Genomic DNA, 12215 nt, shown 5'->3' on the forward strand with positions numbered 1-12215 from the left:
CATAGTTTAAAAGAAAAGTAAGAGGTTGTGAGTGCTTTGAAACCAATTTATAGAAATACTAGAATAATAATTGTTTGTTTATTTCTGCTAATTTCTTTTTATCTGACTATCAATAAAATTTATACAAGTAGATCTTCCATATTCAATTATGAAAGTTTTTCAAAAAAGTATTCAGATTCTAATAATCTAAAAAAACGAACAGTTAAAGTTGGTTTAATTGATGGTCTAGTTGATGACAAACATAGTGTATTTTTCAAATTAGCAAACTTTAATAGAAAAATGATTGTTGCAACAAATTACAATCAAGATACACTACATGCTAGTTCAGTTTTGAGTGTCATCAGTCAAAATTTTCATAGCGATAAATCGTATGGAATAGCTGATCCAAAATATATAGAAGTATATAATGCTGCAGTGCTATCTAATGGGGTTTGTAAGCAAGCAGACCTCATAAGTGCCATTGAATGGTGTATAGATAAACAAGTTGAAATTATTAATATCAGCATCGCTTTCAACACATTTTCGGGAGAAATTGAGAGCTTAATCGAAAAAGGTCGAAAACAAGGAATTATATTTGTGTTTTCAAATGGAAATTTTGATACAACTGAACGTCAAATAGAAAGTAAAGAAAATCTATTTTTTATAGGTGCAACAGATGATCATTTCAAAAAATCTATGATGAATTCAAACAATAACGCTGATTTTTATTTTCCCGGAAGCAAAATCAAAGCAATCGTAAACGATCTTGGAGAGTATGCAAACGTAAAAGGGACAACTTATTCTACCGCAATCGCGACCGGAATCCTTGTTGATAAATTACAAAAAGCAGCTGTGAAAGAAGAGATAAACTTTACAGATTTGAGTAAGTATCTCAAATCTGTGGAAGTTATCAATAAATAATTATTTAAGGAGATGAAAAATGAAAAAAGTGTTGTAAGTTTATTGTTGGTTTTGGTATGTGGGTGGATAAGTAATACTGCCTACGCAGTTACAAATGATCCTGTAGCAAATATTGAAAAAAAGATTTTAACAGAATTAGAAAAATCAAGTGATGAGAGTACTACATTTGAAAATGTTGATATTGATTTGAAAGAAAGTGAGCTTACTATTAATGCGATTAAGCAAATTGATGATGACATTGAAAAGATAGAGATCAAGCAGGAATTTCAAGAAGAGTTGATTAGTTCAGATGGTTTACAAATAACCGAGTCCAATGAAGAAGGAACGAAAGAATTTAGCATTTACTTTGGAACGTTAGAACAAAAGAACGAGTTGGATAAGGCGATAGCAGAAGAAAAAATAATAATGAGCGACATTGAATCTGGGAAATATTCAGAAGAAATCCAAAAGATTGAATTACCAACAAAAAAATATTTGAAAATGAAAAAAATCATGTCACATCAGAAGAACAACTTGCTGAAACACCAATTGTTGTGACCGATGCACAAACTCAAGAAAAGAAAGAAATTGCCCCGGAGGATGGAATAGCATCGGGGTTTGCAATAGGACCTGGTATTCGAATAGCCGTACCAGTTGCTCGACAATTAATCAAAATATTTTTTGCAGCTATAGTAGGGGGACTGTTAGGCTTAGCATTGACCATTTTTTCTGTGAACTCAAATTATAGACAATTCTATGATCATTATAGAGCAGTGAGAACAGGGAGAGTTGGTATTGTGGTTTATTCTGGAATGAATCTGAACACATCAGTAACTTTTATGAAATTGAATGGAGATTTATGGTCTACTAGTTCAACAGATGCATTTAAGGTAGCCAGATTAGCTGGTGGATTAAGAGGAGGGAAATTTCAGCAGCCTATATTAGAAAAAAAGATAAACCCAGGTAATTTTCCACACTATCATACTTGGAATAGAAAAGGAGGTCATTCATTCTTTGGAGTCGCAGCAAGAGGTTAGAGCCCAGTATAATTATGAACAAGATATTAGTGACGATGTATATGAAAAAATACTATTTATGACAATAAAAGCTGGATGTAACTATTTTGAATTTACGATTCGTCACGACATTGATTTTATGGAAGACTACTCGTACTCATACAATCCACAAACATACCAGCTGTTGGATGAATTGTCTGAATTTTTAGTAAAGGTAGAAAAAACAAATAGATGGGCAACATCACTTGTAATAAGCTATGGGATCGTTGCCGATGTCTATAGGTATAAACTGAATCAAGCTTCATTAGCAATAGTGTTACGCTATTCAAAGAAAATAAGTGATTGGTGTGGGCCGACATTACCAGAGGATATTGCTTTTTTCGAAGGTGAAAAAATGTGGATGGGTACAGTTGGTCATGAAGTTGAGAGTGTTTGGCATTTGACAGAATCTGAATATCAGGAAATTTATTCCCTAGGAATTGATCCTTGGAAGAGCTAGAATGCTTTGTAAAAAAGTAGTCGTATTAGCTAGTGGATTAAGGAGGAAAGTTTCATACTTGGAACAGAAAAGGAGGTCATTCATTTTATGGAGTTGCTTCGAGAATTTAGAAATCATTATAGTTACGAACAAGAACTGACCGAGCAACAGTATGAAGCTGTTTTACAAATGGCATTGAAAACAGATTGTGATTACTTTGAATTTACGATTCGACACGATATTGATTTTAAAGAAGACTATTCATATTCATATAATCCTCAAACCTATCAATTACTCGATGAGCTATCTGAATTTTTAGTAGAAGTAGAAAAAACGAACAGATGGGGCACCTCGATTGTCATACGTTATGAACTTGTTGCAGATGTTTATAGATTCAAATTGAATAGTGCTTCTTTAGAGATATTATTAAAGTATTCAAGTAAAATAAATGACTGGTGTGGGCCAACTTTACCAGAGGACATTGCCTTTTTTAGAGGAAAAAATATGTGGATGGGAACTGTTGGACATGAAACTATGATTTTTTGGCATTTAACGGATGCAGAATATGAGGAAATTACTTCTTTTGGGATCGATCTTTGGAAAGATTGAAACATCTTCTTGAGAATCTGAAAAGGGTTGTCGTATTAAACATTGAATAGCTTAAAATTATTTTGACTGAGAAAATTTCCATTGTTTTTCTCAGTCTTTTCTAGACTAAAATTGTCATGTTGATTATGATTTTTATCGTCATTAACAGCTTGCTAGTTGGACTGTTCAAACTGTAGACAAACTCCTAAATTTGGAGTGTTGTTTGCAGTTTTTTTTATACTAGTCATATAAACTATTTTGGGAGTGAGTCTAGTGATGGAAAAGCAATCTGTTTACTGATGCAATCGTGCCAAATAGAAATAAAATCGCGCGTTTAAAAGTTCAAATTAGTATGATATAATTAACTTATAGAAAAGTTATGACGGTGGCTACTTCTGAAAGGTGGTGGTGCTTATGAATGTAAGTACTGAAATCTATGGAAGGAGGATGCCTTTTGTCCGCATTAGACACAATTAAATTGATATTAAGCTTTGGGATGTTTACCATTGCTTTGATCCGTTTAGTTGTAGAAATGCATAAAAACGACAAAAAGAAATAACCAGTCATCAACTTTAGCAAGTTAACTGGTTATTTTTTTAATAAAAAACTTTGCTACCGTCTTAAACGGTTCTATATAAGAGAGGTATGTTCGAGCATATCTCTCTTACTCAATTTAATTATAGCATAGTATAAATGAGACTTGAAGTATTCTTCTCGTTTATTTTTTATATAACAATGGCACGTCTTACTTTTTACACAAAAGGAGCAGACAAATGAAAAAAGTGATTTTACTGCTTATGTTTGTATCGGTTTTACTCGTTGGTTGCAACAGTAAACAATACCCAGCCGTGATAGAAGCCAATGGTCAACTGAATGAAAATAAAATCAACTATAACAAATTAGTAAAAACGATCGATCAGTCAAATTTTAATCAAGTAAGAGAGACCATCTACAAAATGAAACAGCGTTACCCGAATGACTATATGTTAAACAGAATATCAAACCAAGTAGAACACTATTTAAGTGCAGACTACAATTTTCATTACAATAGAGACTGGGAAGCAACATTAAAGGATTTAGATATTGTTGAGGAAAACGTTGGGTCAAAAACATTAATAAAAGATGCAAAAGAACTCAGAAAACAAATCGATGTTACTAAAAAGACGTATGACGGTCATTCAACAGAACGTGAACGAATGTTTCAAGCTGGAGCAACGCCAGAGAATATTGACAAAGTATCAGATCAAGAAGTAAACAACATTCAAAAATTATCCAAAAACAAAGGGCAACCAGAGCCGCACAAAGGAGAATATCTTTTTATCCAAACAATGGCGGAAGAACATCCCGAATTGAACATGTCTATTAAAAAATATGAGGAATATTGGGGTAAGGAGTAATGAGGCAATTAGAAAGTTAAGAAGTTATTTCAAATAGAAGGATGCCGCGCAAATACGAATGATTAAACAAAAACACCAATTTTGAGGAGAATTGGTGTTTTTGTTTATATAGAATGAAAAGGTTAGATATTGATAAAGGAATATTGAAATAATCAATGTTTCCTCCAATTTGAAATTTGCTGGAATTGTTAAAACAATCGCTATAATTTTAAATAATTCTATATAGCAAACCGATCTAAACATATCTCTACACAAAAATCTTTCTAAAAATAACCCCCCCAAGCAAATTTATCACGGTTTTCCAACACAAACCTGTATAATAAAAAACAGCAAGCAATCGAAAGGAGAGCAGTAATGAAAGATGGTTTATACTACGCAAAACAATTCCGAGAAAAAAAGTTAAGTGTCACCGAATGGATAAATGAGCGGGATCAGCAAGTAAAGAAGCTTAATCCTGAGCTAAACGCTTTCGTCGACTGGGATGCTGAAGCTGCCAAAAAACAATTTGAAACGACACAAATAGCTGATGGTCCTTTTTCCGGTCTCCCGATTCCGTTGAAAATGTTAGGGCAAGACAAAGCAGGCATGAAATCGACTTCGGGATCTCGTCTATTCAAGAATCATCGTGCATCGACAACGGATAATTTTGTTCAAGGGTTAGAACGTTTAGGTTTTATTCCGTTAGGAAAAACCAATGCGCCTGAGTTTGGGTTTAAGAATATTTCTGATCCGATGATTTATGGTTCAGCGAGAAATCCGTGGAATTTGATTTATTCTCCTGGCGGTTCTAGCGGTGGTGCGGCCGCTGCTGTGGCAAGCGGGTTGTTTCCAATTGCTGGAGCTAGTGATGGCGGCGGTTCGATCCGGATTCCTGCTTCGTTTAGTGGGTTGATCGGTTTAAAGCCGACAAGAGGAACGATGCCAGTTGGTCCCAATGGCTGGCGGGGATGGCAAGGGGCTTCGATCGATTTTGCCTTGACTGTTTCGATGAGAGATACGGAGACGCTTTTTTATCATTTACGAGGGACAGAAAAAGCAGCACCGTATCAAGCGCCGAAGGCAGAGTGGTCTCACCAAACGGCAGCAAATAAGAAACGTTTGAAAATTGCCTTTTTGACTGAATCACCGGTTGGTACGCCTGTTTCATCAGAAGCTGTCAAAGCAGTGCGTAAGGCGGTTGCTTTTTTAGAACAGCAAGGGCATGAAGTGACCGAAATTTCGTATCCAGTCAATGGACGGCAATTGATCGACAGTTATTACGCAATGAACGGTGCAGAGACCGCGGCAATGTTTAGCGGTATTCAGGAAGCAATTCAACGTCCATTAACGATTTCTGATATGGAACTGATGACGTGGGGAATCTACCAATACGGACGACAATTGCCTGCAAGCGAGTATGTTCAGTCACTGCAATTATGGGATCAGGCTGCCTATAAAATGGAGCAATTATTTGAAGAATATGATTTGTTTTTAACACCAACGGCAGCAGATATTGCACCAAAAATCGATGCAGAGCTGCAAAGTGATCAGATTCGCCAAGACTTAGCTCAGGCAGAATCTTTATCAGTAAAACAGTTACAGAGGTTGATCTATGAGATGTTTGAAAAGAGTTTGACGATCACGCCTTTTACTCAGCTGGCAAATTTAACTGGACAGCCGGCGATCAGTTTACCTACCCATATCGCTGATTCTGGTTTACCGCTGGGGATTCAGTTTATGGCTTCAAAAGGCAGAGAGGATCTACTTTTCCAAGTAGGAAAACTTTTTGAGCAGGAACAGCAGTTTTTATTACCTAAATTTTATCGTGAATCATAGGAGGTTCTAATGAAAAAGATTATTACTAGTTTAAGTGTGATGGGCTTATTGTTTGTTTTAGCAGCGTGTGGGGGATCGAAAGAATCATCTTCAGGTAAAGATCAAAGTTGGGAAAAGGTAGAAGAAGCGAAGAAGCTAACCGTCGCGACATCTGGTACCTTGTTTCCTTCGTCTTACTACAACGATCAAAATGAATTGACTGGCTACGATGTGGATGTGATCAAGGAAGTGGCTAAACGGTTGGATTTGAAGGTTGAATTTAAAGAGTACAATGTGGATGGACAGATCACATCTGTGGCAAAAGGAGAGTCAGATCTAGCGGCAAATGATTTTAGCTTGACGGGAGAAAGAAAAGATAAGTTCAGGTTATCTTCGCCGATCAAGTACTCTTTTGACAGCATGATCGTGCGGAAAAGTGATGATTCAGGTATCGCTTCTCTAGAAGATTTAAAAGGCAAAAAAGCAGCAGGTGAGCCAAATACAAATTATATGAAAATTGCAGAGAAATATGGTGCAAAACTAGTAACATATGATAATGCCACGAATGATCAATATTTGACAGATGTTGCCAATGGCCGGACAGATGTGATCTTGAATGATTATTACCTGCAAAAAATGTCTGTTGGGGCACTGCCGGACATTCCAGTGAAAATTTTAGAGGGTGTCTATTTCAATGCTAACTCAACAGGATTTTTAATGAAAAAAGATAGTGTAGCACTTAGTGAAAAGATCAATGAAACGCTAAAAGAAATGGCGAGTGACGGCACGTTGAAAAAAATCTCTGAAACGTATTTCCAAACGGATGTTTCAGTAGAGCCAAAGGAAAAGGTTGAAGAAAGTGTTTCGATGGAGTAAATGTATATTCCAATGATCGATCTTCGTTTAATGGTTGACTCCATACCATTTTTACTGACAGGATTACCTTACACCATTGGCATCAGCGTGTTGACTTTTTTGATTGGAAATATGTTAGGTATCATATTGACGATGCTCGGCATGTTGCCGTCAAAAATCGTAAAAGGGTTTGTTCGTTTTTATATTTCCTTTTTGCGTGGTGTGCCGGGGCTGGTTTTGCTTTTCCTTCTGTATTTTGGTTTACCGTATCAGTTAAATGCATTGACTGCGGCGTGTATTTGCTTTAGTTTGACCAGCAGTGCTTTTATTGCTGAGATTTATCGCGGATCGATTGCTGGTGTGGATGCTGGACAATGGGATGCGGCGTATGCGTTAGGCTTACCTTTTAGACGAGTGATGCGTAAAATTATTTTACCGCAAGCGTTTCGAATCTCTATTCCGGCTTTAGGGAATGTGGCGATGGATTTATTAAAAGGCACTTCGCTGGCGGCGATGATCACGATTCCGGATATTTTCCAAAAGGCTAAAATCGTTGGTGGTAGGACATTTGATTATATGTCGATGTATATTTTAGTGGCTGTGATGTATTGGTTACTGTGTATTGGGATCGGCTGGGGACAAAATCGTTTGGAGCAGTATTATGCAAAGCGGTATGAAGGGAAAAGTAGCATTCGTATATAGTATGTTTAGCCAATGATACAATTATTATAGATAGAATTAGTGATTGTTAAATCATTACTGGGAAATGACGAATAGTATTTAAGAAACTCAACTCAGTTTACAATGATGACTTTAAAAATAAAAGGATCATTGCGCCGGTAGCCATAAATCTTTTTTTACTCCTTTTTTCAGAACAGTACAAAAATCTCTTGAAAAAATTACTGACACAATGTAAACTATTGTAATGGAGAAAGGAGTAGTTTATGAAAACTATTGAAGAATCTGGGAAAGTTTCATTTCCCCAAGCGGTAAAAGATTTTTGGAAAGGTTATGCTGATTTTAGAGGGCGTTCAACTCGTGCAGGCTATTGGTGGGCAAATTTATGTATTGCTCTTATTTATGTCATTTTATTTATTATTATGAGTATTAATGCTGCCAGCCGATCTTATTATGAGTCATCTGTAAGCCCTGTTTTATTATTTATCATTGTCATTTTTTCTCTAGCATTAGTTGTCCCAATGTTGGCATTAACAGTTAGAAGACTAAGAGATGTAGGATTAAAGAGCAAAGCGATACTTGCGCTGATGGTCGTTTATTACGGATTATATCTTACCTTTATGTTGAGTTTTTATTCATCATTTTTAAGCTCGATCACAAGTATGCTTTATCAATATTCTGATAGTTATTCAGCACCGACTATGATGAGTAACAGCTCACCATTGTTTATTTTCTTGTTTATGACATTAGCAACGTTCGTCTCTGTATGTCCATTTTTACCAACGAATATGTTGGCGACTAAAAGCAAGAATCCTATTATAACCTCTATTTTTTCTAGTGCATACGAAAATATCTCAGAATAATTCAAATCAAAGCAGTAAGTTGAAAGCGATGAATGATAAAGCATGTAGCTTATTTCTGATTTTGATATTTATTTAAAGACAGGGCTCTCCCTGTCTTTTTTTGTCTATTATACTCAAGTATCCAAGCTTTTTTAGTACGTGTTTTGATATATGTGTGGTGAGGAAAACAGTAAATCGTATGAATCAAACAAATTTGAAGGCAAAAAAATTATCAATAGATTTGAACATTTATAAGTAGTAAACTGAATTTACGGATGTTTTAAAGAAGCTATTAGGAATAAGAACGTTTAAGAATGTGATAGAAAGGAAAATGATATGATAGAACAGAATCCAGAAATCAAAATTGTCAAGACAACCTCAGAAGACGAACATTTTCTTTATCTATGTCGATTGTTGGATGAAGACTTAGACCATCAAAGCTACAGTGAAAAAGATAACGAAGCGTACTCTCTTTTCAATGAGCCTCGTAAAAATCAATTGGTATTTATAGCCTATGATCAAGAGCAGCCTATCGGTTGCGCATCACTTAAAAGGGTTGATCAAGATCATGCAGAGATCAAACGAGTATTTGTTAAAAATGAATATCGCTCAAAGAAGATTTCTTGGCAGTTGATAGATATTTTGGCTGATGAAGCGAAGAAACAGGGTTTTCAGAAGTTGATTTTGGAAACGGATATTTATTTTTTTGGTGCGGTCAAATTCTATGAAAAATATGGCTTTACGAGAATTCCAAATTTCCCGCCGTATGAAGAGATGGAGACATCGATTTGTATGGAATATGAACTGTGATAAATAAAAAATGCAGTTGACTGTTTATATTGGTATAAATAGAAAGCAACATGGTGATTAATTAGTGAAAACTTCTTCATTAGTTCCGCTATGTTGCTATTTTTGATAAAAAATAATGTCGCGTAACGGATTATTTAGCGGCCGGTCATTTTATTTGCTAGAAGAATCCTTTAGTGATCAAAGAAAGAGACTGTTGATGATAAAGGATTTGTTGTCTATAATATGAATGACTTTATACATCTACAATGGGACTGAAATTTAAAAGAGTTGTTTTTATCACCAGCTCAGTTCAATCGGAGGTAATAATGGAAAACGCACATCTGATTCAAAATAAATGTAAGACATGTGGCGCTCCAATGGCTGATCCTAATGCGCAAAGATGTTCTTACTGCATGATGCCGCAGCAGGAAAATAGTGATCAACAAGCATTTCTGTGTTCAAATTGCGGCTCTTATCTTGATCATTACATGGGGGGATTTAAGTGTGACTATTGTCATTCTACATTCTCTTTGAATGATCAAATGGGCTTAGACAAAGCTTTTTTTGGTAAACAAGAAAAGCTGGATTTAGAGGTTTCACAAGATCAGGCCAAAACTGTTTTTTATGAATGGTTGGCTAAGAATGATTTATCTCAAGGAGAAATAGAAAGTATAGAGATAAAGCCGTTATATGTTCCTTATATGGTCGCGACTATTAAATATCAGGCAATATTTAGTGCGGATATCGGTCAGGAAACGTGGGGACCATATGCTGAAATAAATGGTGTTGAGAAGAAAAGAAAAGTGATGGAGTGGCAAAACGTACAGGATCATTTTGAAAGTTCTTCGATCAAGAGTTATCTGATCACAACAGAGCTTTCTTTAGAAGTTCAAAGTTTTGCCAAAAAAGTTGATTGCAAAAAATTCATGGAAAGAGCGAGAGCACTCAAAAATGAAGAGCGGGAAAATGATTCATACTTAACTGTGTCACCTAAAAGTGTCGAAGCGATCACAAGAATAGTAAAAAAACATATTCCGATTTCTGCAAAGAAGTTAGCTAAATCTAAGCTATCAAGCAGTGAGGTAAAAGAGCTGAACATCGATTCTTTAAAATATGAAATAGCTTCCGATTATCTTTATGTCCCATTTTGGCAAGTTTTTTACAAATATAAAGGGAAAAATTACCAAGTATTGATCACTGGAACGGAGCAAGCAGATATAGCTATAGACGGGAGTAAGCCGACCATAGAAAAAGCGCGCACGATTGTCGAAAAAAAGGAAGTTCAGTCCTATAAAAATCCGTTCAGCTTTACTATTTTACTTATTTTTCTTGTAGCTATCGCTATGTTTAAACCAATCAGATTGATCGTCTCTGTTTTACTTGGCGTTTATCTGCTAGGGTGTCTAGCAACAGCACTCAAGAACGCTAAAGCTAAAAAAAATAATTTATGAAGGAAAAAATACAAAAATCCGTGAATATTTTCGCTTCTTCCCGCCTAAAATGTTTACATTTAACTAGCTATAGTGTACTATTTAAAGGTATGCATAACATCAATTCATGTATAAAATTAAGTTATTCGGAGGGAAACAAATGTCTGCGAAATGGGAAAAAAAAGGCACCAACGATGGTGTGTTAACTTTTTCAGTTGATCAAACACTAATTGAAAAAGGCTTGAAACAAGCATTTGATAAAGTCAAAAAAAATCTTAACGTACCAGGATTCCGTAAAGGAAAAGTGTCACGTCAAGTATTCAACCGTATGTACGGTGAAGAAGCTTTGTATGAAGATGCGTTGAACGCTGTATTACCAGAAGTTTACGAAGCAGCTGTAAAAGAAGCTGGCATCGATCCAGTATCACAACCAAAAATCGACGTTGAAAGCATGAATAAAGGCGAAGACTGGGTTGTCACTGCAGAAGTAACAGTAAAACCTGAAGTAAAATTAGGCGAATACAAAAACTTAACAGTTGAAAAACAAGACCGTGAAGTAACAGATGAAGACGTAGATGCACGCATCCAACGCGAATTAGAAGCACAAGCAGAATTAGTGATCAAAGAAGATGAAGCAGCTGTTGAAGGCGACACTGTTGTTATCGACTTTGAAGGCTTCAAAGACGGCGTTGCTTTTGAAGGCGGCAAAGGGGAAAACTACTCTCTAGAATTAGGTTCTAACTCATTCATCCCAGGCTTTGAAGACCAATTAGTTGGTAAAAAAGCTGGCGAAGAATTAGAAGTAAAAGTAACTTTCCCAGAAGATTACCAAGCTGAAGACTTAGCTGGTCAAGAAGCTGTCTTCCAAGTGAAAGTACACGAAGTAAAAGCAAAAGAATTACCAGAATTGGATGATGAATTTGCCAAAGACGTTGATGATTCAGTAGAATCATTAGACGAATTAAAAGAAAAATACCGTAAAGAATTAACAGAATCTAAAGAAGCTGCAGCAACAGAAGCTAAAGACGAAGCAGCAATTCGTCAAGCAGTTGATAACGCTGAGATCGTTGATCTTCCACATGTCATGGTACATGATGAAGTACACCGTTCAATGGATGAATTCTTGAACAACATGCAACGTCAAGGAATCGCACCTGATATGTATTATCAATTAACTGGTACAACAGAAGCTGACTTGCACAAACAATTTGAAGCAGAAGCAGAAGTTCGTACGAAAACAAACCTTGTGATCGAAGCGATCGCTGCTGCTGAAGATATCGAAATTACTGAAGAAGAGATCGAAAACGAAATCAAAGATCTTTCAGAACAATACAACATGCCGATCGATCAAGTAAAACGTGTCTTAACAGAAGATATGTTGAAACATGACATTCGCATGAAAAAAGCAGTAGAAGTTATCACTGAAACTGCAACAGAAAAATAATTCAACTAAAAAAAGACATTCCTTT

14 protein-coding genes are annotated in these 12215 nt (G+C 35.8%); all 14 read left to right on the plus strand.

The window, feature by feature from the left end:
- The first annotated feature begins 36 nt into the window (after nt 1-36).
- Nucleotides 37-900, plus strand: a complete 864-nt coding sequence (locus CC204_RS18760) for a S8/S53 family peptidase (RefSeq protein WP_157894324.1) — start codon at nt 37-39, stop codon at nt 898-900.
- Between the two features lie 12 nt (nt 901-912).
- Nucleotides 913-1437, plus strand: coding sequence for a hypothetical protein (locus CC204_RS21580; RefSeq protein WP_227011202.1), 525 nt, complete (start codon nt 913-915; stop codon nt 1435-1437).
- Nucleotides 1434-1916 carry a hypothetical protein gene (locus tag CC204_RS21585; protein WP_227011203.1) on the plus strand — a complete coding sequence of 161 codons (483 nt, stop codon included), beginning with the start codon at nt 1434-1436 and terminating at the stop codon, nt 1914-1916. Before CC204_RS21580 ends, CC204_RS21585 begins: the two co-directional genes overlap by 4 nt.
- Nucleotides 1894-2394 carry a hypothetical protein gene (locus CC204_RS18770; RefSeq protein ID WP_088271560.1) on the plus strand — a complete coding sequence of 167 codons (501 nt, stop codon included), beginning with the start codon at nt 1894-1896 and terminating at the stop codon, nt 2392-2394. The genes CC204_RS21585 and CC204_RS18770 overlap by 23 nt, the downstream gene beginning before the upstream one ends.
- Before the next feature lie 87 nt (nt 2395-2481).
- Nucleotides 2482-2982: a hypothetical protein gene (locus CC204_RS18775; protein ID WP_088271561.1), complete on the plus strand. Its 501-nt coding sequence runs from the start codon at nt 2482-2484 to the stop codon at nt 2980-2982.
- A 415-nt stretch (nt 2983-3397) separates the two neighbouring features.
- Nucleotides 3398-3520 carry a putative holin-like toxin gene (locus CC204_RS18780; RefSeq protein ID WP_088271562.1) on the plus strand — a complete coding sequence of 41 codons (123 nt, stop codon included), beginning with the start codon at nt 3398-3400 and terminating at the stop codon, nt 3518-3520.
- A gap of 214 nt (nt 3521-3734) precedes the next feature.
- On the plus strand, nt 3735-4358 hold the full coding sequence (locus CC204_RS18785; RefSeq protein ID WP_088271563.1) for a hypothetical protein: 624 nt from the start codon (nt 3735-3737) through the stop codon (nt 4356-4358).
- A gap of 354 nt (nt 4359-4712) precedes the next feature.
- Nucleotides 4713-6173, plus strand: a complete 1461-nt coding sequence (locus tag CC204_RS18790) for an amidase (protein WP_088271564.1) — start codon at nt 4713-4715, stop codon at nt 6171-6173.
- Nucleotides 6174-6182: 9 nt separating this feature from the next.
- The gene (locus CC204_RS18795) at nt 6183-7028 is read left to right on the plus strand and encodes a transporter substrate-binding domain-containing protein (protein ID WP_088271565.1); all 846 of its coding nucleotides are present in this window, start codon (nt 6183-6185) and stop codon (nt 7026-7028) included.
- A complete protein-coding gene (locus CC204_RS18800; protein ID WP_088271566.1) occupies nt 7029-7709 on the plus strand; it encodes an amino acid ABC transporter permease in 681 nt (226 codons plus the stop codon).
- A 242-nt stretch (nt 7710-7951) separates the two neighbouring features.
- Entirely contained in the window at nt 7952-8548 is a 597-nt protein-coding gene (locus tag CC204_RS18805; protein WP_088271567.1) for a DUF805 domain-containing protein, read from the plus strand.
- Between the two features lie 315 nt (nt 8549-8863).
- Entirely contained in the window at nt 8864-9337 is a 474-nt protein-coding gene (locus CC204_RS18810; protein WP_088271568.1) for a GNAT family N-acetyltransferase, read from the plus strand.
- Between the two features lie 305 nt (nt 9338-9642).
- Nucleotides 9643-10767 (plus strand): zinc ribbon domain-containing protein, encoded by a 1125-nt coding sequence (locus CC204_RS18815; protein WP_088271569.1) that lies wholly within the window; start codon nt 9643-9645, stop codon nt 10765-10767.
- 139 nt (nt 10768-10906) lie between these two features.
- Nucleotides 10907-12190, plus strand: coding sequence for a trigger factor (tig, locus tag CC204_RS18820; protein ID WP_088271570.1), 1284 nt, complete (start codon nt 10907-10909; stop codon nt 12188-12190).
- Nucleotides 12191-12215 lie beyond the last annotated feature (25 nt).

The organism is Enterococcus wangshanyuanii, from assembly GCF_002197645.1.
In the GTDB taxonomy this organism is placed as follows: Bacteria; Bacillota; Bacilli; order Lactobacillales; family Enterococcaceae; genus Enterococcus_L; species Enterococcus_L wangshanyuanii.

Coding starts and splice junctions, on each gene's coding strand:
- CC204_RS21580 (WP_227011202.1), top strand. CDS start 913: ATGAAAAATGAAAAAAGTGTTGTAAGTTTATTGTTGGTTTTGGTATGT.
- CC204_RS18775 (WP_088271561.1), top strand. CDS start 2,482: ATGGAGTTGCTTCGAGAATTTAGAAATCATTATAGTTACGAACAAGAA.
- CC204_RS18780 (WP_088271562.1), top strand. CDS start 3,398: ATGGAAGGAGGATGCCTTTTGTCCGCATTAGACACAATTAAATTGATA.
- CC204_RS18785 (WP_088271563.1), top strand. CDS start 3,735: ATGAAAAAAGTGATTTTACTGCTTATGTTTGTATCGGTTTTACTCGTT.
- CC204_RS18790 (WP_088271564.1), top strand. CDS start 4,713: ATGAAAGATGGTTTATACTACGCAAAACAATTCCGAGAAAAAAAGTTA.
- CC204_RS18795 (WP_088271565.1), top strand. CDS start 6,183: ATGAAAAAGATTATTACTAGTTTAAGTGTGATGGGCTTATTGTTTGTT.
- CC204_RS18800 (WP_088271566.1), top strand. CDS start 7,029: ATGTATATTCCAATGATCGATCTTCGTTTAATGGTTGACTCCATACCA.
- CC204_RS18805 (WP_088271567.1), top strand. CDS start 7,952: ATGAAAACTATTGAAGAATCTGGGAAAGTTTCATTTCCCCAAGCGGTA.
- CC204_RS18810 (WP_088271568.1), top strand. CDS start 8,864: ATGATAGAACAGAATCCAGAAATCAAAATTGTCAAGACAACCTCAGAA.
- CC204_RS18815 (WP_088271569.1), top strand. CDS start 9,643: ATGGAAAACGCACATCTGATTCAAAATAAATGTAAGACATGTGGCGCT.
- tig (WP_088271570.1), top strand. CDS start 10,907: ATGTCTGCGAAATGGGAAAAAAAAGGCACCAACGATGGTGTGTTAACT.